The following is an 18,140-nucleotide window of genomic DNA, read 5'->3' as shown; positions in this document are numbered from 1 at the left end:
GGGGTGTGCTCGCGGGGCTCAGGGCGGCGGCCGTCTGGTACGGGCACCTCGTGGGCGGAGCGGGCTCTCGGGGCGCCCGCCCGGCCGGGCGGGCACCGCTTCGGTGGGCGGCGCCGGCCGTGGTCACTCGATGACGAGCTCCACCGCGATGTTGCCGCGCGTCGCCTTGGAGTACGGGCAGTAGGCGTGGGTCTTCTCCAGCAGCTCGCGGCCCGCCTCGCCCTGGAGGTGGTCGGGGAGCTCGGCGCGGATGACGACCGCCAGGCCGAAGCCGCCGTCGGTGTCCTTGCCGATGCTCACCTCGGCCGTCACCGACACGTCCTTGACGTCGATCTTCTCCTGGCGTCCTATCGCGCCCATCGCGCTGGCGAAGCAGGCCGCGTACCCGGCGGCGAAGAGCTGCTCGGGGTTGGTGCCCTGGCCGTTGCCGCCGAGGGCCTGGGGGTGGGCGAGGGGAAGGTCGATCCGGCCGTCGGAGCTGACGGCGCGGCCCTCGCGGCCGTTGGCGGTGGCGACGGCGGTGTACAGCGCGTTCATGGAAGTCCTGTCCTCGGGTCGGGTGGGGGGAAGCTCGACACAGCATGTCTATCGCACTATTAGATTGTGCGCAACTGAATGACGTACTCATGGTCGCGTACCATGGGTCCATGGACATGCCTTCGACCGCGCGGGACGAGGACTTCCTCCGCCTCGACCACCAGATCTGCTTCTCGCTGCACGCCGCCGCACGCGCTTTCAACGGCGTGTACCGCGTCACACTGAAGGACCTCGGCCTCACCTACCCCCAGTACCTGGTGATGCTGGTGCTGTGGGAGCACGGCGAGCTGCCGGTCAAGCGGATCGGCGAGCACCTGCGGCTGGACTCCGGCACCCTGTCGCCGCTGCTCAAGCGGTTGGAGGCGGCCGGTTACGTGGAGCGCCGGCGCAGCGCCGAGGACGAGCGGTCGGTCACCGCCCGGCCCACCGCCGCCGGCACGGAGCTGCGCGGGCGGGCCCTCGGGGTGCCCCGCCGCGTCGCGGCGGCCACCGGGATGTCCCTGGACGAGGTCCGGGAGCTGCGCGCCCGCCTCAACGAGCTCACGGCCGCCCTCGACACGGCCGGGGCGGACGCGGGGGAGTGCGCGGCCGAGCGGCTTCCCCGGCCGTAGCCGCCCCGGGAGCTACGCCGACGGCCCGGCCGGCGCGGACGCCCCGCTCGCCTCCCGGGCGGCCCGCAGGCCCGGGACCAGGGACAGGGTGACCGCGAGGGAGAGCGCCGCCATGAGGGCCATCGCCGCGGCCGGAGTGCTGAGCTGGGCGGCACCGCCGGCGAGCGCCGCGCCCACTCCCTGCATGGCCAGCAGGCCCGAGGAGTGCAGCCCCAGCGCGTGGCCGGTCAGTTCCCGTGGCGTCAGCGCCATCAGCCGCTCCTGGAGCAGCAGCGTGGCCGCGTAGCCGACCGAGGCCAGCGTGACCGCCGCCACCGCCAGCGGCAGCGAGGGCCGCAGCGCGAAGAGCAGGTACGGCGCGGCCAGCAGCAGCCGCAGCGGTGCCTCGATCCGCTGCCGCCACCGTGACGGCACGAACCGGCCGGCCAGGGTGTCGCCGGCGAGCATGCCGAGCGCGGCGAACGCGAAGAGGAGCCCCGCGTGCCCGGGGGCGTACGGCACGAAGAGGGACTCGCACCCCACGATCAGCCCGTTGGGCACCCACAGGGCGAGGTAGACGTGCCGGCGGTGCGGGCAGGACCAGAGGCGCGCGTTGGCGCGCCGGGTGGCCGCGACCGACGGGCGCCCGGAGGCGCGGGGCGGCCGGTGGCCGAGCCCGCACCGGGCGACCAGGGCGGCCGCCACGTACAGGGCGGCGCCGGTCAGCAGGGTGCCGCGCGGCGACAGCGCGGCCACCAGGACGCCGCCGAGCGCGAACCCGCAGATCTGCGCGGCACCCGTCGTCATGTTGAGCAGCGACCGGCCCAGCACGTAACCGCCTTCGGGCAGCACCTCGTTGAGGAGGCCGTAGCGCACTCCGCCGCCCAGCGAGGCGAGCACGCCCAGCACCAGCAGGACAACGAAGATCACCGGAACGGGCAGGCCGGGGACGGCCTGGACGGCGGTGCCGGCGCCGAACAGCAGCGCCAGCGCGGTCAACGCGGCCCGTGGCGGCAACCGGTCGGCCGCCGACAGCAGGGTGGTGGCGCCGAGCAACTGGGCGAGGGCGGGGCCGAACATGGCCAGCGCCGTCAGGAGCGGGGAGCCGGTCGCGGCGTGGACCAGGGTGCCCAGGGCGAGGCCGCTCACGGTGTGGGCCGTCACCTGGGTGGCGGAGACGAGGAAGAGAGGGGTGTATTCGGGCGTCCGGAACAGCTCGCGGTACGTGTGCATGCCAGGGAGTCTCGGAGCCGCCGGCACACCGGCGTTAGTGTTTCGCGGGGAGGCGAAACATGGGGTGGTGGCAGGTCAACGCGGACACACTGGCGGACAGCCGGTTCGTCGTCTCACCGCTCGCCGAGGCCGTCGCGGGCCTGAAGACGCTGGAGCGGGCCACCGCCGCCCACCCCGGTGAGCGCGCCTGGCTGGACCGGCACCTGCCCGCCTACCGCGAACGGCTGGCCCGCGACCCGATCACTGCGCTGACCGTCCGGGCCGCCCTGGGACGCACCTGGAACGCCGACTTCCTCACCCCCACGCCCACCGGCGAGGGCGCGCCGACCTTCGCCGAGGAGCTCACCCGGATCCGGACCTGGCCGCCCGCGACCGCCCGCGCGGACCTGACCGTGTCGCTCGGCGGCCCGCTGCCGGACGTGCTGTGCCGCGACGACCTCCCGGAGCGGGTCGCCGACCTCGTGGAGTGGGTGTGGCACGAGGCCGTGTCGCCCTACTGGCCGCAGCGTCGGCGCGTCCTGGAGGCCGATGTCGTCGCGCGCACCACCCGGTTGAGTCGGGGTGGCTGGGCCGCGGCGCTGGACGGCATGCGCCCCGGCATGCGGTGGCTCGGCGGGAACAGGCTGCAGATCAACACCCACGCCAACCCGCCCCGGGAGATCTCCGGAGCCCGGCTGATGTTCGTCCCGGTCACCCCCCGCCAGGGCTGGACCTCCTGGGACGCCCCCCACCGGTACGCCCTGGTCTACCCGTGCGCGGGCGCCCTGGCCGGTACGGGCGGGGCCGGGACGGTGCCCAGGGCGCTCGGCAGGCTGCTGGGACCCGGGCGGGCCGGTGTGCTGCACCTCCTCGACACCCCCAGGAGCACCACCCAGTTGGTGGCGCTGACCGGACAGGGCCTGGGGTCGGTGGGCCGCCACCTCAAGGTCCTGCTCGACGCCCGGCTGGTGCTGCGCCGCCGCTCCGGGCGGTCGGTCCTCTACTACCGGACGGAGGCCGGCGAAGCCCTGGTGCGGGCGCAGCGCGACGGATCCGCGCACGCGGCGGGCGAACCGATGTGAGGGCCGCACATGGTAGGTGATCCTGTACTGACGTGATGCGGCCGGCACCCCGGCACCGGACGGCCTCGAACGCCCCGGCGTCACACGATGCCGCGCACGACGCCCAGTTCGACCAGGTCCTGCGGGCGCAGCCGCAACTGCTCGGCCGTGCGCGGCGCCTGGTCGCGCGGCCGTTTCAGGATCGCCGCCGCCAGCTCCGGGGCGATCACCGAGAAATATCCGTCCGGTGTGGCCCAGGTGTTGTCCGGCGCCGCCAGCGCCAGCGCGCCGCCCGAGCCGCCCTCCCCGATCAGCAGTGTCGTCACCGGCACCCGGGCGCTCGCCACGGCCGCGAACGCCTCGGCGATCGCCGCGCCCGCCCCCGCCCGTTCCGCCTCGGCGTCGTTGGCCGCCCCCGGGGTGTCCACGAGCGTCAGCACCGGCAGCCCGAGCCGGTCCGCGAGCCGGATCACCCGCGCGGCCGTGCGGTAACCGGCCGGGCGGGTGGCGGTGCCGCACTGCGCGACGTACGCGATCGCCCGTCCGTCGCGCACCCCGATGCCGCACAGCAACCCCGGGTCCGTACCGCCGCACCGGTCTCCGCTGAGCGGCAGGCGGTCGGCGAAGTAGGCGTCGAGGTAGGCACGCGCCCTGGGCCTGCGCGGATCCCGGGCCCGGCGCACCGCCTCCCAGCCGCTTTCCGGCAGCGACGCCGGTGCCGGCCCAGCGGCCGACGGGGCGGCGGGCGCCCGCGCCTCCGGCGGGGGCGCGGGCTCGGGGGCCGGGCGCGGCCCTCCCAGCGCGGCCAGCCAGCGCGCCAGTGTGCCCCGCAGGCCGTCGGCGGGGACGACCGCGTCGACGTGCCCCGCCGCGAGCTGGCCCTCGGCGGTGTACGCGGCCGGGTCCGCGTCCGGCGGGCGCACCCGCGACCCGGCGAACCCGACCTGGGCACCGGGCAGCGCCAGGATCACGTCGGCGCCCGCGCCGACCGTGGCCCAGCCACCGCCGGTCGTCGGGTCGCGCAGCACCGCGATGTGCGCCACGCCCGCCTCCCGCAGGAGCACCGAGGCGCGCGCCACCCGCTGGAGCTGGGTGAGGGCCGCCATGCCCTCCTGCATCCGGCTGCCGCCGGTCGCCACCAGCGAGACGAGCGGGACACGGCGCTCCCGGGCCAGCCGGTAGGCGGCCTCCAGCCGGTCGCCGGTCCGCTCGCCCAGCGAGCCGCCGAGGAAGCCGAACTCGAAGGCGAGCACCACGAACGCCCGGCCGCCCAGGGAGCCGACGCCGTACACCACCGACTCCTCCTCGCCGGTTCGGGCGGCGGCGCGGGCCCGGGTGGCGTCGTAGCCCTCCCAGGAGAGCGGGCCGTCCGGCGGTATCGGCCGCCACGGAGGCGTGTGCTCGGTGAACCCGTCGGTCACCGAGGAGATCACCGCACGGGCGGCCACCCCGTCAGACACCGAGCGCCCGCTTCATGATCTTGCCCATGTCGTTGCGGGGCAGGGCCTCCAGGTAGCGGACCGCGCGGGGCCGTTTGTGCGGGGCGAGCTGCGCGGCCACATGGTCCGCCAGCTCCTCCTCGCCGGGCGGGCTGTGCGGGTCGGCCGGGACCACCCAGGCCACCACCCGCTCGCCGAGGTCCTGGTCGGGCTCCCCGGTCACCGCCGCCTCCCGCACCCCCGGGTGCTCCAGCAGCGCGTTCTCGATCTCCCCCGCGCCGATCTTGTAACCGCCGCTCTTGATCAGATCGGTGGCCTTGCGGCCCACGATCCGCACCGAGCCGTCCGCGTCCCGCACCGCCATGTCCCCGGTGCGGAACCAGTCCCCGTCGAAGGCGGCGGCGGTGGCGTCCGGCCGGTTCAGGTAGGCGGTGAACAGGTTGGGGCCGCGCACCTGGATCTCCCCGACGCTCTCCCCGTCGTACGCGGTGATCTCCGAGCCGTCCTCCTCGACCAGCCGCAGCCCGACGCCCGGCAGGGGAAGGCCGACCGAACCGGGGCGCGGTTCGCCGTCCACCCGGACGCTGGTGTTCATCAGGGTCTCGGTCATGCCGTACCGCTCGATCACCCGCCGCCCGGTCCGGGCGGTGATCCGCTCGTGGTCGTGCAGCGGCAGCGCCGCCGAGCCGGAGACCAGCAACCGCGCGCCGGCCAGCGCCTTCACCAGCTCCGGGTCGCCGTCCAGGGCGTCGGCCAGCCGGTGGTACATCGTCGGTACGCCGAACAGCACGGTCCCGCCGCCGGCCAGCTCCCGCGCCACGCCCCCGGTGCTGAAGGCGCCCAGGTGGCACACGGCGCCGCCCCGGCGCAGCGGGCCGAGGACGCCCAGGACCAGCCCGTGGACGTGGAACAGCGGCAGGGCGTGCACCACGACGTCGTCGGCGGTCCAGGCCCAGGCGTCCGCCAGCGCGTCGAGCGTCGCGGAGACCGCCCGCCGGGACAGCACCGCCCCCTTGGGCGGGCCGGTGGTGCCGGAGGTGTAGACGACGAGCGCGGGCGCCCGCGGCTCGGGCTCCTCGGGCAGCGGCACGGGCGGGCCCTGTGCGGGCACGCCGGCGGGGACGTCGACGCGGGGCAGGTGCGCCAGCGGGGCGGGCAGTACGTCGTCCGGCCCGGCCAGCACCAGCGCCGGCGCGCTGTCGGTGACGACATGGGTCAGCTCGCGCTCGCCGGTCCTCGGGTTGAGCGGTACGGCCGCGACCCCGGCCAGCAGCGCGGCCACCACCGCCACGGCCGTCTCCGGCGTGGGCGTCGCCCACACCGCGACCCGCTCCGCCCCGGCCAGCCGGGCGGCCAGCGCGCCGGCGGCGGCGCGCAGCCCACCGTAGGTCAGGGCGCCCTCGCCCTCGCCCTCGCGGGCGCGGAAGCGCAGCGCGGTCCGGTCGGAACCGGCCGCCACGGCCGGAAAGAGGGAACTCACTCGTCGTCCTCCTCGCATTGCTGCACGGGGCTGTCCACCTGCTCGGCACAGGCACCGCCATTGTCCCCTCCGGCGCCGGCCGGCCGCGGGGCCCGTGGGTGATCACCGCCACGCCGGCGCCGCGGCCGGTCGCGGCTGCGGCGGGGTCACCCCCATGGCGTACCGGCCCACCGGGGCCGTACCCGCGGGCCACCGGGGCCGTACCCGCTCCTGGGGCACGGCAGCTCCGCGCCCGGCGAGGGCGGGCGTCCACCCGCGGTCCCACCGGTCACCCGGGGCCAGCACCCCCGGCCGCGATCCGGTACCCGGCCGCGATCCGGTACCCGGCCGCGATCCGGTACCCGGCCGCGATCCGGTACCCGGCAGACCGCCCCGTCTGCCACGGGTCTCCCCCGGGTGAGCGCCCCCGGGTGCACGCCCCTCACACCTCTCCGCGCCCCCGGACGCCCTCGCGCGGCGACTGCCAGGTCAGCGTGGTCCCGCGCGTGCCGTCGTCGCGCAACCCGTCGTCCGTGACGGTCAGCCGGACGCCGGCGCTCCCGTCGGGCAGGGTGGCCGCCGCGTCCACCACCACGTCCACCGACGACAGGCCGGGCCGGCGGTGCGCCGCCGCCAGCGCGCCGCGCAGGGCGGCCAGCAGGGGGCCGGCCACCGGGGCGGGGACCAAGGCGTCCACCGCGCCGGTGAAGCGCACCGAGGGCCGGAACCCCAGCAGCGCCGCCGCGCCGCCGGTCTCGCGCAGTACCCGCCCCCGGAAGGAGCGGGGCGCGTCCGCCGGGGGCTGCTGGAGCGCGAAGATCGCCGTCCGCACCTCCTGGACGGTGGAGTCCAGCTCGTCCACCGCCCGCCCCAGCAGCTCCTCCTCGGAGCCGGGGGCGCCGTCTCCCGGGGCGTCGCCGGGCCCGGCGACGGCCGCCCGGCGGCGGGTGGACTCCAGCATCATCCCGGTGGCGAACAGCCGCTGGACCACCAGGTCGTGCAGGTCCCGGGCGATACGGTCGCGGTCCTCGTACACCGCCAGGCGCTCCCGGTCGCGCCGGGCGTCCGCCAGGACCAGCGCCAGCGCCGCCTGCGAGGCGAACTGGGAACCCAGCAGCCGCTCCACCGCCGAGTACGGGGGGTCGCCGCGCCGCCGGGGCAGGGCGAGGGTGCCGATCAGTTTCCCGCCGCTCTGCAACGGCAGCATCATCGACGGCCCGAACCGGGTGCGTACCCGTGTGGTCATCCGGGGGTCGGTCGCGGAGTCGGCCACGAACACCGGCCGTCCGCCGAGCAGTTCGGCCAGCACCGGTGAGCCGGGTTCGATGGTGGTGCCGACCAGGTCGCCCGGGTCGTCGTGGGTGGAGGCGGCCACGATCTCCATCCCGCCCTCGCCGGTGGGCTGGAGGACGACGCCCGCCGCCGCGCCGGCCAGCAGCCGGGCCCGTTCGGCCACGGTCGTCAGCGCGTCGGCCGTCCCGCCGCCGGTCAGCAGGGCGGTCGTCACCGCCGCGGCGCCCTCGATCCAGCGCTCGCGCTGCCGGGCCGTCTCGTACAGCCGGGCGTTGCCGACGGCGATGCCGGCCTGCGCGGCCAGCACCCGCAGCATCGCCAGGTGCTCCTCGGTGAAGGGGCCCCCGCGCCTGCCGGTGAGGCAGAGGTCGCCGTACTCCTCGGTGCCGACCCGGACCGGCACCCCGATGGAGGAGCCCGGCTCGCGGGCCGGCCCGCCGGGCAGCCCGATCCGCCCGTCCGGCAGCCGGCCGACGCGCCGGCGGTCCTCCTCGTCCAGCCCGGTGGTGTACAGCTCGGCGAGCCCGCCGCGCTCGGGGTCGACCACCCCCAGCGCCCCGCACCGGGCACCGGTCAGCTCGGCGGCCGACTCCACGACGCGCTGGAGGGTGGTGCGCAGGTCCAGGTCGGTGCCGACGTTCAGTACGGCTTCCAGCAGGGCCGGCAGCCGTGGCGCGGGCTGGTCCGGGCCCACCTCGCGCCCGCCGCTCAGTCGGCGTCGGCGAGCGGGTTCAGCACCAGCGGCTGGATGCGGCCCTCCAGCATCGCCCCGAGACCGAGCACCGCGCAGATGTCGGGCCGCTCGGCGATGTGCACCGGCATCCGGGTCGCGTCGCGCAGCATCTGGTCCAGGCCGGGCAGCAGCGCGCTGCCGCCGACCATCATGATTCCCCGGTCGACCAGGTCGGCCACCAGGTCGGGCGGGCAGTCGCGCAGGACCTTGCCGATGCCGTCGAGCACGGCGGTCAGCGGGGTGTGGATGGCCTGGCGCACCGCGGCGGTGTCCACCAGGACCGAGCGGGCCAGCCCGGTCGCCACGTCCCGGCCGTGGATCTCGGTGGAGGCCGGGCCCTGCGGAGTGAGGCCGTTGCCGTGCAGGGCGAGCTGGAGGGGGCGGACGGACTGGCTGGGCAGCATCAGTTCGTGGTGGTGGCGCAGGTACTGGATGACCGCGTGGTCGATGGCGTTGCCGCCCACCGGGATGCGCACGGCGGTGACGATCGCCCCCAGTGAGAGGACCGCGACCTGGGTGGTGGCCGCGCCGCACACCATGATCATGGAAGCGGTGGGCTGCTCCACCGGCAGCCCGCAGCCCACCGCCGCCGCGATCAGGGTGTCGACCAGCTCCACGCGGCGGGCGCCCAGTCCGACGAGCGTCTCGATGGTGGCGCGCTGGGCCAGCGGGTCGCTGTCGTGCGGGGTGCAGGCGGCGGCCCGCAGCAGCGGCTTGCGGCGGAGCTGGCGGCGGAGCTTCTCGCCGAGCAGGTGCCGCAGCATCCGCTGGGCCATCTCGATGTCGACGACGGTGCCGCCGGAGACCGGGCGCACGACGCGGATGTAGTCGGGGGTGCGGCCGGTCATCCTCTCCGCGAACTCACCGACGGCGATCAGCGCGCCGGTGCGGGTGTTGACGGCGGCGACGCTCGGCTCGTCGACGACGAGGCCGACACCCTTGACGAAGACCCGGGTCCGGGCGGCCCCCAGGTCGACGGCGACATGGCAGCGGCGCAACTGCTCAAGACTGACGGTCACGGTGCGGATCCTCCTGAGAGCGGTACGTCTTCGCATCGTGCGGCCGCCCGGGGCCCGGCGCGCGCCGGAGGAGCTGACGGGGTGACAGGCCAGGGCCGTACGAGTCGCTGGAGCAGTCCCCAGGTGAACTCGGCGACGCACGGTGCCCCGCCCGGCGGTGCGAACGCCAGTCCCCACCGGGTGGGCGCGCTGCCCTCCAGCGGACGGACCGGGGCGAAGGCCCGGGCCACCTCGTCGACGGTGCAGCTCCAGGGGCGCAGGTCGGCCGCCGTACGCAACTCGGGGCCCGCCGCGCCGGGGGCCCGGACGAGCCACGCGTTCCACACCGCGCCGCCGGGCGCGGCCAGCACCTCGAACCGCAGGTCCGGCCAGAGCGGCACCGGCCACAGCAGCGCGTCGCACTCCAGGTCGCCGATCACGCGGTGGGCGCGCGACTCGGGTTCACCGAGCACCGAGCGGTAGCGGGCGAGCGCGCCACGGCTCCGGCGGGCGCGGGTCATCGCCTGCCAGCGGCGGTTGGCCTCCCGCATCCCGGCGACCGACGCGCCCAGCTCCCGGCGGGCGTCCTCGACCAGTCCCGGCTGGTGGTCGGCCATCCGGCGCAGCAGGACCAGCTGGAAGTCGAGCGGGCCGAAGGGGGCGTCGGTGTCCATGAGGGACATCCTGCCTGTTCCGGCCGAATCGAGCGGGCGCGCCGGGCAGAGGCCCTTTTCACACAAGACCCTCACAGTCCCGGCTGTCTCCGGTGCCCCATCGGCGCATAATCTGCGGGCGCCATGGATTACTGCCACCAGTGCCAGCGGCACCTCAATGGCGCGCTGGCCTGTGCCGGGTGCGGTACCCCCGTCGAGGAGCTCAGGTACGACGACCCGCGGACACCCGGGGCGGCCCACGTCTACGAGCTCGACCGGGACGAGGTGCACCCGCCGACCCCGGGACCCCGCCGTGCGCGCGGCCAGGCCCGGCGGGTCCGCGGGACGCCCGGGGGCGGTGGCCGCCGGGCGCGCCGGCGCCGGGGGCGCAAGCTGCTGATCGGCCTGGCCGCGCTGGTGCTGGCGGCCGGCGCCCTGAGCCTGGCCGAGCTGGCGATCGAGCACCCCGGTGAGGACGGTCCGGCCACCGCCGTCCGGCAGGAGAACCCGGTGGAGACGGAACCGGCTCCCGAGGCGCCGGGTGACACCGACCGGCCGGAGGGGCCGGGACCGGTGAACCGGCCCGGCTCGGCCGTCCCCGTGTCGTCGGATCCGGCCGGCGGTGCCACCGATGCCGCGGCGTCCGCCAGTGCGACGCCCCCGGGCGGCCCGGCCCCTTCTGCCTCCGCCCCGGCGGGCCCGGCCGGAACGGGCCCGTCCGGCTCCGCCCCGGCGCCGGGGCAGCCGGCCCCTGCCGACCCCGGCGGCCCGGGCGATTCCGACGGCGGCCCGGGCGGCGGTGAACCGGGCGACCCCGGCGGCGGCGACGGCGGGAGCGGCGGAGGGGACGCCACCGGCGGCGGTGACGGTGACGGCGGTGACGGCGGCGGTGACAGTGGTGGCGACGGAGGCCCCACCACCTCCCAGCCCGCTCCGGAGCCGCCCCCGCAGGAGCCCGCTCCGGAGCCCACACCGACCGAGGAGCCGTGCGACTGGTGGCTCTGGTGGTGCGTGTAGCCACCCGCCGGCGGCCCGGTGACGCGGGTGGCCGCCCGGCCGCCCGGGGCGCCGTGCCCCCTCGCGCCGTGTGACTCCCGGGCCGGGCGCCCCGCCCCCGTCCCGGCCCAGCCCGGCTCACTCGTGCCGTCGTGCCGTCCTACGGCGCCGGCGTCTCGCCCAGCATGCGGCGCAGCAGGTCGCGCAGGCTGGTCCGCTCCCCGTCGGACAGCGCGGCCAGCGGTTCGCGGGCGAAGTCCAGCGCGTCCCGCAGCCGGCGGGCGGTCGCGCGGCCCTCGTCGGTCGGCGCGGCCAGCTTCACCCGCCGGTCGGCCGGGTCCGGGCGGCGTTCCACCAGGCCGCGTGCCTCCAGCCGGTCCACGATGCCGGTGATGTTCGACGGCTCGCACCGCAGCGACCGCGCGATGCGGCGCATCGGGAGCGGTTCGAGCGTCAGCAGGGTCAGGACGCGTGCCTGCGCGCCGGTCAGGGAGTGCCGCGCGGCGGCCTGCTCGTACTCCTCGTGGTAGCGGGCCACCACCGTGCCGATGAGCTCGACCACTTCGAGAGTGAGCGGGTCGGCTGTGCGTTTGCGGGACATGCCATCAGGATACCCAGTTACTTGACAACCTGAAATATCCAGGAGCATGGTTGTTTCAGGTAGTGAAGCAATTTGGCAGTGCAGCAATCCAGGAGGCACCGCAGCATGTCCGCTCTTCCCGCGTCCGGCCGTGAATGGCACCTCGTCGCCCGCCCGCACGGCTGGCCCAAGCCCGAGGACTTCGCCCTGCGCGAGACCCCGGTCACCGAGCCGGGTGAGGGCCGGATCCTCGTCCGCAACCTGCACTTCTCGGTCGACCCGTACATGCGCGGCCGGATGAACGACGTGAAGTCCTACGTCCCGCCCTTCCAGCTCGACCAGCCCATGGACGGCGGCGCGGTCGGCGAGGTCATCGCGTCCAACGCCGACGGCTTCGCGGTCGGCGACCACGTCCTGCACGGCCTCGGCTGGCGCGAGTACGCCGATGTCAACGCCAAGCACGCCACCAAGGTCGACCCCTCGCTCGCCCCCCTCTCCGCCTACCTCGGCGTCCTCGGCATGACCGGCCTCACCGCCTACGCCGGCCTCTTCGACGTGGCGTCCTTCAAGGAGGGCGACGCGGTCTTCGTCTCCGGCGCGGCCGGCGCCGTCGGCAGCCAGGTCGGCCAGATGGCCCGGCTCAAGGGCGCCTCGCGGGTCATCGGCTCGGCCGGCTCGGACGAGAAGGTCAAGCTGCTGACCGAGGAGTACGGCTTCACGGCGGCCTTCAACTACAAGAACGGCCCCGTCGCCCAGCAGCTCAAGGCAGCCGCGCCCGACGGCATCGACGTCTACTTCGACAATGTCGGCGGCGAGCACCTGGAGGCCGCGATCTCCTCCTTCAACGTGCACGGCCGGGCCACCATCTGCGGCATGATCGCCCAGTACAACAGCACCGAGCCGACCCCCGCCCCGCGCAACCTCGCGCTGGTCATCGGCAAGCGGCTGCGCCTCCAGGGCATGCTCGTGGGCGACCACGCCGACCTGCAGCCGCAGTTCGTGCGGGAGGTCTCGGGCTGGCTGCGCTCCGGTGAGCTCAAGTACGACGAGACGGCCGTCGAGGGCGTCGAGAACGGCGTGGAGGCGTTCCTCGCCATGCTGCGCGGCGAGAACACCGGCAAGATGATCGTCTCGCTCACCCGCTAGGCTCACTCCAGGCCGTCGCGGTCGTGGGCGCGAGCCGCGGCGCTACACAGGAGGAACTCCTCACATGTCCATACAGCAGTCCGACGTCCTGTACACCGCCGTCGCCACCGCCGAGAACGGCCGCGACGGCCGCGTCTCCACCGAGGACGGCAAGCTCGACGTGGTCGTCAACCCGCCCAAGGAAATGGGCGGGTCCGGCGAGGGGACCAACCCCGAGCAGCTCTTCGCCGCCGGGTACAGCGCCTGCTTCCAGGGCGCGCTCGGTGTGGTCGCCCGCCAGGAAGGCGCCGACATCTCGGGTTCGACGGTCACCGCCGAGGTCGGCATCGGCAAGAACGCCGAGGGCTTCGGGATCACGGTCAGGATCTCCGCGAAGATCCCGAAGGTGAGCGCCGCGACCGCCCGGGAGCTCATCGAGAAGGCCCACCAGGTCTGCCCGTACTCCAAGGCCACCCGCGGCAACATCACGGTCGACCTCGCCGTCGCCTGATCGCGCGCGAAGGGCCGCACCCCGCAGCGGGTGCGGCCCTTCGCCGTACCCGGCGGTTACCGCGCCGTGGCCAGCAGCGCCCGTCCGACCTGCGCGTAGAGGCCCTTGGGATGCGCCCGGAACAGCGGCTGGGTGCCGAACAGCACCACCGGCGTCCGGCCCCCGGCCGCCGTTCCGCTGATGACCGACGCCGCACCCGCCGCCTCCAGCGGCCCGCCGCGCCCGTCCTCGCCCGGCCGCCAGTGCCCGGCCACCAGCGCGCCGTAGCGCTGCTCCACCCGCACCCCCGGGCCCGGCCGTGTGAACCACAGCGGTGCGTAGACGAAGGAGTGCCCCGGCGCGCCCGCGGTGAGCGCGCCGCCCGCGCCGGCCACCCGCACCACGCCGTTGGCGTCCGCGCCGCCCCTCACGGGTGTGGCCGCCAGCAGGCCGGCCGCCGTGTTGAACGCCGCCCCGCCCGCCCCGGTGCCGACCACGCCGACGCCGCTCGCGCGGAGGGCGGCCCGGGCGGCCGGAGTCAGCGCGCGGTGGTCGAGACCGGCCGACACGTACAGCACGTCGGCCCTCGACCAGTCGAAGCCGGCGTTGAGCACGGCCGTCGACACCGGCACCACGTCGAAGCCCATCTCCCGCAGCGCGAACAGCTCGCCGGCCGGCACCGCCGCCGCCACCCGGGTCCGCCTCAGGGGCGCGCCGCCCCGCTCCCGCGCCGCCTCGAACCGCACGCCCAGCCGGTCCGCGAGGGCCCGCGCCGTCCCGCGCGCCGACCCCGGCACCACCGCCGCGCCGTCCGCCGTCCCGCGCACCCGCACCCCGCGCGCCAGCAGCGCGTTGACGGCGGCGAGCTCCGCCGGATCGTCCAACCGCAGCCTCAGGTCCCCGCGCGGGGCGACCCGGCCGGTCGGCGCCGCCTTCGACACGAGCGGTCCGGGCACCCGCACCTCACCGCCGCGCACCTCCTCCACCGCCGTGCCCCACAGCAGTCCCAGGCTCCACCCCGAGATGTCGTACATCGCGGAGACGTCCGCGCTGATGTCCCGGCCCTCCGCGAGGATCGCGTTGGCCAGGCCGCGCTTGGGCTGGCGCATGTCGACGACGTACGCGCCGGCCGGGTACGTCCGGCCGCCCAGCCGGAAGGGGGCACTCGCCCTGCGCACCCGCACGTCGTTGGCGAGGAGGTGGTCCACCAGCCGTGCCGCCGCCGGGGTGCGCCCGGCCGGGATGACATAGGCGCGCGGGAAGTCGGTGGTGTACACGTCCTCCGGGCCGATGCCCGGCACACCCGGCACGGTCCTCTCCGACACCGGCCGCTGCGGCTCGCCCGCCGCCCCCCGCCGGAAGGTCTCGATCTGGTCGGCGAGCACCGAGGCGCGGTGCCGGTGGGCGTAGTCGAGCGCGGCCCGCATCGCCGCGCCCGCGACGGCCGAGTTGACGCCGGCCCGGCGGCGCAGCTCGGTGACGGGCAGCGTGTCGTAGGCGGCGTTGTTCACGGCCAGCGGGAACTCGACGGTGTGCGCGGCCACCGCGCCCTGGAACGGCATGTACTGCGGGGTGAAGACCGGCGGCCAGTCGTCCCAGCCCTCCGCCTGGTCCCGGAACGGGATGACGGCCGGCCGCACGCCGTCCCCGGCCGGGGTGAGGCCGAGCCCGTTGACGCCCTTCTCCATCCCCAGCGCGTTGGCGTACGAGTGCTTCAGGAACAGGTCGTACTCGTAGTTCTCGCCGTGCGGCGGGGTGGTGGGCTCGATCAGCGTGCCGTTGACGTACCCGTGCAGATCCAGCATCACGGCGGGCTGCTTGCCGATGGCGATCCGCCGGATCGCGCGGGTCTCGGGCTGGGAGGCGGTGATGAGGTCCCGGTTGAGGTCGAACCCGTTGCCGTTGGCGCGGGTCCCGGCGACCCGCCCGTCCGGATTGGCCGTGAGGTTCACGTACACCCGCGTCCTGGCCAGCAGCGCGGCCGTCCGGGCGTCCCCGGCGGTGGCCAGCTCCTCGATCAGCCTCAGGGCGGCGTCGGTCCCCTCCCACTCGTTGCCGTGGATGTTGTTGTTGATGAACACCGGGGTCTTGTAGGAGGCGGCCAGCCGCGGGTCCCCGGCGGCGGTGGCCGGCGCGTTCTCGATGAGCGCGCGCATCCGCCGCTGTTCGCGCGCCTGCCGGGGACTCTCGGGCGCGGTCACCGTCACCAGGTACAGCTCGCGTCCGCCGACCGAGCGCCCGGCGATCTCCACGCTCACCCGGTCGCCCAGCCGCTGGAGGGCGTTCAGCCGGGGGGCCAGCGCGTGGTACGGGGCCAGGCCGAGCCGGACCGACCTGTCGGCGGGGTCCGCCGGCGGCGCGCGCAGGACGGTACGGCGCGGATAGCCGGCCTCGGTGCGCGGCTCGGCCGGCTCGGCCGCCCCGGCCGGCGCGGTCCGGGCGGCGGCGAGCGGCGCGCCGGCGAGGGCCTCGCCCCCTTCGCGGACCGGGGTCCCGGCGCGGGCCGGGGTCCCTTCGCGGACGGGGCGCGGGCCGTCGTGGCCGGGGGCGGCGGACGCGGGCAGGGGGGCCAGGAGCAGGGCGCCGAGGAGGGCGGCGGGAACGAGGGAGCGTCTGGGTATCGCCATGGACGGAGGGTCTACCCTGTCGCCGCCATGACAACAAGAGGGCCTGTCCGCCCCTATAGGGTGAGCCCATGCGCGATCTCGGGGTGGGCTTCGGCTACGTGATGAAGGGCCAGCGGTGGGTCGGCCGCCATGGCCGCTGGTTCGGCTTCGGGCTGCTGCCCGGCCTGGTGACCCTCGTGCTGTACGCGGGCGCGCTGACCGGCCTGGCGTACGGCGCCGACGACCTGACCGCGTGGGCCACGCCCTTCGCCGACGACTGGACCTCGCCCTGGCAGGGCGCGTTCCGGGGCTTCCTGACCGCGCTGCTCTTCGTCTTCGGGCTGTTCCTGGCCGTCATCACCTTCACCGCCGTGACCCTCCTGGTCGGCCAGCCCTTCTACGAGTCGCTCTCCGAGCAGGTCGACCGCACCGAGGGCGGCGAGGTCCCCGAGTCGGGGCTGCCCCTCTGGCGCGAGCTGTGGATCTCCGCCCGTGACAGCCTGCGGGTGCTGGCGCGGGTCGCGCTGTACGGCGTCGCCCTCTTCGCCCTCGGCTTCATCCCCGTCATCGGCCAGACCGTGGTCCCGGTGATCGGGTTCTGCGTCTCCGGCTTCTTCCTCGCCGAGGAGCTCACCGCGGTGGCCCTCCAGCGCCGCGGTGTGGAACTGAGGGAACGCCTCGCCCTGCTGCGCGGGCGCCGCCTGCTCACCCTGGGCTTCGGTGTTCCGCTGACCCTGGCCTTCCTGGTGCCGTTCGTCGCGGTCTTCCTGATGCCCGGCGCGGTCGCCGGTGCCACGCTGATGGCCCGCGACCTGGCGGGTCCGCCGCAGCCGCGGCCGCGTGACCCCGCCCCGTACACCCTCGGCAAGACCGGCCCCGGCGCCGCCTGACCGGCGCGCGCGGGGCCGGTCGAGCCCGCCGGGCCGGTCAGGCCCGCCGGGCGCCCGTCCCGGCGTCCGATCCCTTCCCGGCGCCCGTCCCGGCGCCCGTCCCGGCGTCCGTCCCCGCGTCCGCGCCGGAGGCGGCGCGCCCGCGCGTCAGGGCCAGGGCGCTGCCCGCGACGCCGATGAGGGAGATCGCCAGGGCGATGCTCACACCGCCGACGCTGTCCCAGTACACGTCCTCCAGACTGATCAGCAGGGCCGCCTCGTCGACCACCAGGGCCAGCCCCGTGCCGTAGGCGAGCCCCATCCAGGCGCGCCAGCGCGCCGAATGGGCGACCAGCCCCGCCGCGGCCACGGCGGCCAGCAGCAGGATGCCCCACACGTAGTGGTGGATGTGCACCCCGCCCGCCTCGACGTCGCCCAGGCCGGCGGCGTCGATGTGCACCAGCCAGGTGAGCAGGCGCAGTCCGCCGAAGGTGAGGGTGAACGCCCACCAGGCGAGGACGAAGCCGCGGCGCTCGGGGGAGATGCCGGGCAGCAGCCGCAGCCAGGGTGACCCGGTACTCCGATCACCGTCCGGCCCGTCCGCGCGGTGGGTGCGGGCAGGGGGCTTCCACGAGGTCATGCGTCCTCTCCTCCGGGCGGCGTCGCCCCGTTCGTGAAGTCCGTGACGAGTGCGGCCACCGCGCCCGGGGCACTGTAGTGCGCGGCGTGCGCGGCGCCCGGCACGACGGCGGTACGGCCGTGGCGGAGCAGCCGCGCCGCGTGCTCGGTCCAGCCACGGGGGGCGAGCGGGTCGTCCGCCCCCCGTACCACCAGGGTGGGGGCCCCGACCCGGGCGAGATGCCGTTCGAACGGGCCGGCGGCGTACCGCCGGGCGTGGCGGAAGGCCGCGGCGAAGCGGACCGGGCCGGTGACGAGGTAGTCCGCCGCCGCCAGGGCCAGCAGCCCGAGCGGTTCACGCGGCACGTCGGCGAGCAGCCGTCCCCCCTGCCGCCAGGGCGACGGGGTTCCCGGGTCGAGCGCGGGGCCGATCAGGACCAGGCTGCGCACGGCCCGCGGGTGCCGGGCGGCGAGGGCCACCGCGACCTGGCAGCCCACCGAGTTGGCCACCAGGTGCACCGGCCCGGGGGCGGCCCGGTCGAGCCACCGTGCCAGCGCCGCGGCCAGCCCCTCGGTGTCGGGCACGCGCCGCACCACGGCCCGTGAGCGCACATGGCCCGGCAGGTCGGGCACCAGGACCGACGCCCCGTCGGCGGCGAGCCTGCGCGCCAGCGGAACGAAGTAGCGGCCCGAGAGCCCGAGGCCGTGCACCAGCACCATCACCGGCCCGCCCGGTCGCGGCGGCGGCCCGAAGCGGCGGGTGAAGAGTTTCGGCTGCCGTCCCGCTCCCGTGGTGACGGCCGGGGAAACCGGGCGGGCCCGGTACTCGGTGCCTCGGCTCTCCATCGTGGGGTGCTCCTCTCCTCGGACACCTTCGCTCC

16 protein-coding genes and 1 pseudogene are annotated in these 18,140 nt (G+C 76.0%); 6 read left to right on the top strand and 11 right to left on the bottom strand.

Annotated features, from left to right (window positions below):
- Nucleotides 1-123: 123 nt before the first annotated feature.
- Nucleotides 124-537 carry an organic hydroperoxide resistance protein gene (locus AB0H53_RS26345; protein WP_362118212.1) on the bottom strand — a complete coding sequence of 138 codons (414 nt, stop codon included), beginning with the start codon at nt 535-537 and terminating at the stop codon, nt 124-126.
- 110 nt (nt 538-647) lie between these two features.
- Between AB0H53_RS26345 and AB0H53_RS26340 the strand changes: the two genes are divergently transcribed.
- Nucleotides 648-1,148, top strand: coding sequence for a MarR family transcriptional regulator (locus AB0H53_RS26340; protein WP_362118209.1), 501 nt, complete (start codon nt 648-650; stop codon nt 1,146-1,148).
- A gap of 12 nt (nt 1,149-1,160) precedes the next feature.
- Here the strand turns inward: AB0H53_RS26340 and AB0H53_RS26335 are convergent, their stop codons facing one another.
- A complete protein-coding gene (locus AB0H53_RS26335; protein ID WP_362118206.1) occupies nt 1,161-2,360 on the bottom strand; it encodes an MFS transporter in 1,200 nt (399 codons plus the stop codon).
- Nucleotides 2,361-2,419: 59 nt separating this feature from the next.
- Between AB0H53_RS26335 and AB0H53_RS26330 the strand changes: the two genes are divergently transcribed.
- Nucleotides 2,420-3,421 (top strand): helix-turn-helix domain-containing protein, encoded by a 1,002-nt coding sequence (locus tag AB0H53_RS26330; RefSeq protein ID WP_362118204.1) that lies wholly within the window; start codon nt 2,420-2,422, stop codon nt 3,419-3,421.
- Nucleotides 3,422-3,501: 80 nt separating this feature from the next.
- On the opposite strand, the gene AB0H53_RS26325 is transcribed toward AB0H53_RS26330, so the two are convergent.
- From AB0H53_RS26325 to AB0H53_RS26305, 5 genes and pseudogenes are all read right to left on the bottom strand, one after another.
- Entirely contained in the window at nt 3,502-4,860 is a 1,359-nt protein-coding gene (locus AB0H53_RS26325; protein ID WP_362118201.1) for a carboxyl transferase domain-containing protein, read from the bottom strand.
- Nucleotides 4,853-6,319: an acyl-CoA synthetase gene (locus AB0H53_RS26320; protein ID WP_362118198.1), complete on the bottom strand. Its 1,467-nt coding sequence runs from the start codon at nt 6,317-6,319 to the stop codon at nt 4,853-4,855. Before AB0H53_RS26320 ends, AB0H53_RS26325 begins: the two co-directional genes overlap by 8 nt.
- A 421-nt stretch (nt 6,320-6,740) precedes the next feature.
- Nucleotides 6,741-8,285 (bottom strand): GAF domain-containing protein, encoded by a 1,545-nt coding sequence (locus AB0H53_RS26315; protein WP_362118195.1) that lies wholly within the window; start codon nt 8,283-8,285, stop codon nt 6,741-6,743.
- A gap of 14 nt (nt 8,286-8,299) precedes the next feature.
- The gene (locus AB0H53_RS26310; RefSeq protein WP_362118193.1) at nt 8,300-9,343 is read right to left on the bottom strand and encodes a rod shape-determining protein; all 1,044 of its coding nucleotides are present in this window, start codon (nt 9,341-9,343) and stop codon (nt 8,300-8,302) included.
- Nucleotides 9,344-9,441: 98 nt separating this feature from the next.
- Nucleotides 9,442-9,996, bottom strand: a pseudogene (locus tag AB0H53_RS26305) (hypothetical protein); the annotation flags it as partial.
- Nucleotides 9,997-10,119: 123 nt separating this feature from the next.
- On the opposite strand from AB0H53_RS26305, the gene AB0H53_RS26300 reads away from it, so the two are divergent.
- The gene (locus tag AB0H53_RS26300) at nt 10,120-10,992 is read left to right on the top strand and encodes a hypothetical protein (RefSeq protein ID WP_362118190.1); all 873 of its coding nucleotides are present in this window, start codon (nt 10,120-10,122) and stop codon (nt 10,990-10,992) included.
- A gap of 139 nt (nt 10,993-11,131) precedes the next feature.
- Here AB0H53_RS26300 and AB0H53_RS26295 read toward each other — a convergent pair whose 3' ends face one another.
- Nucleotides 11,132-11,572 (bottom strand): MarR family transcriptional regulator, encoded by a 441-nt coding sequence (locus AB0H53_RS26295; RefSeq protein ID WP_362118187.1) that lies wholly within the window; start codon nt 11,570-11,572, stop codon nt 11,132-11,134.
- Between the two features lie 105 nt (nt 11,573-11,677).
- On the opposite strand from AB0H53_RS26295, the gene AB0H53_RS26290 reads away from it, so the two are divergent.
- Both AB0H53_RS26290 and AB0H53_RS26285 read left to right on the top strand, forming a co-directional pair.
- Nucleotides 11,678-12,697, top strand: a complete 1,020-nt coding sequence (locus AB0H53_RS26290) for an NADP-dependent oxidoreductase (protein WP_362118184.1) — start codon at nt 11,678-11,680, stop codon at nt 12,695-12,697.
- Between the two features lie 64 nt (nt 12,698-12,761).
- On the top strand, nt 12,762-13,187 hold the full coding sequence (locus tag AB0H53_RS26285) for an organic hydroperoxide resistance protein (RefSeq protein ID WP_362118182.1): 426 nt from the start codon (nt 12,762-12,764) through the stop codon (nt 13,185-13,187).
- A gap of 56 nt (nt 13,188-13,243) precedes the next feature.
- On the opposite strand, the gene AB0H53_RS26280 is transcribed toward AB0H53_RS26285, so the two are convergent.
- Nucleotides 13,244-15,793: a M14 family zinc carboxypeptidase gene (locus AB0H53_RS26280; RefSeq protein ID WP_362118179.1), complete on the bottom strand. Its 2,550-nt coding sequence runs from the start codon at nt 15,791-15,793 to the stop codon at nt 13,244-13,246.
- 68 nt (nt 15,794-15,861) lie between these two features.
- Between AB0H53_RS26280 and AB0H53_RS26275 the strand changes: the two genes are divergently transcribed.
- Nucleotides 15,862-16,662 carry an EI24 domain-containing protein gene (locus tag AB0H53_RS26275; RefSeq protein ID WP_362118176.1) on the top strand — a complete coding sequence of 267 codons (801 nt, stop codon included), beginning with the start codon at nt 15,862-15,864 and terminating at the stop codon, nt 16,660-16,662.
- A 37-nt stretch (nt 16,663-16,699) separates the two neighbouring features.
- On the opposite strand, the gene AB0H53_RS26270 is transcribed toward AB0H53_RS26275, so the two are convergent.
- On the bottom strand, nt 16,700-17,281 hold the full coding sequence (locus tag AB0H53_RS26270) for a hypothetical protein (RefSeq protein WP_362118173.1): 582 nt from the start codon (nt 17,279-17,281) through the stop codon (nt 16,700-16,702).
- Nucleotides 17,278-18,105 carry an alpha/beta fold hydrolase gene (locus AB0H53_RS26265; RefSeq protein WP_362118170.1) on the bottom strand — a complete coding sequence of 276 codons (828 nt, stop codon included), beginning with the start codon at nt 18,103-18,105 and terminating at the stop codon, nt 17,278-17,280. Before AB0H53_RS26265 ends, AB0H53_RS26270 begins: the two co-directional genes overlap by 4 nt.
- Between the last annotated feature and the right edge of the window lie 35 nt (nt 18,106-18,140).

The organism is Streptomyces sp. NPDC050856 (genome assembly GCF_040653855.1).
Classification (GTDB): Bacteria; Actinomycetota; Actinomycetes; order Streptomycetales; family Streptomycetaceae; genus Streptomyces.
This window is presented reverse-complemented; position numbering and strand designations above follow the sequence as displayed.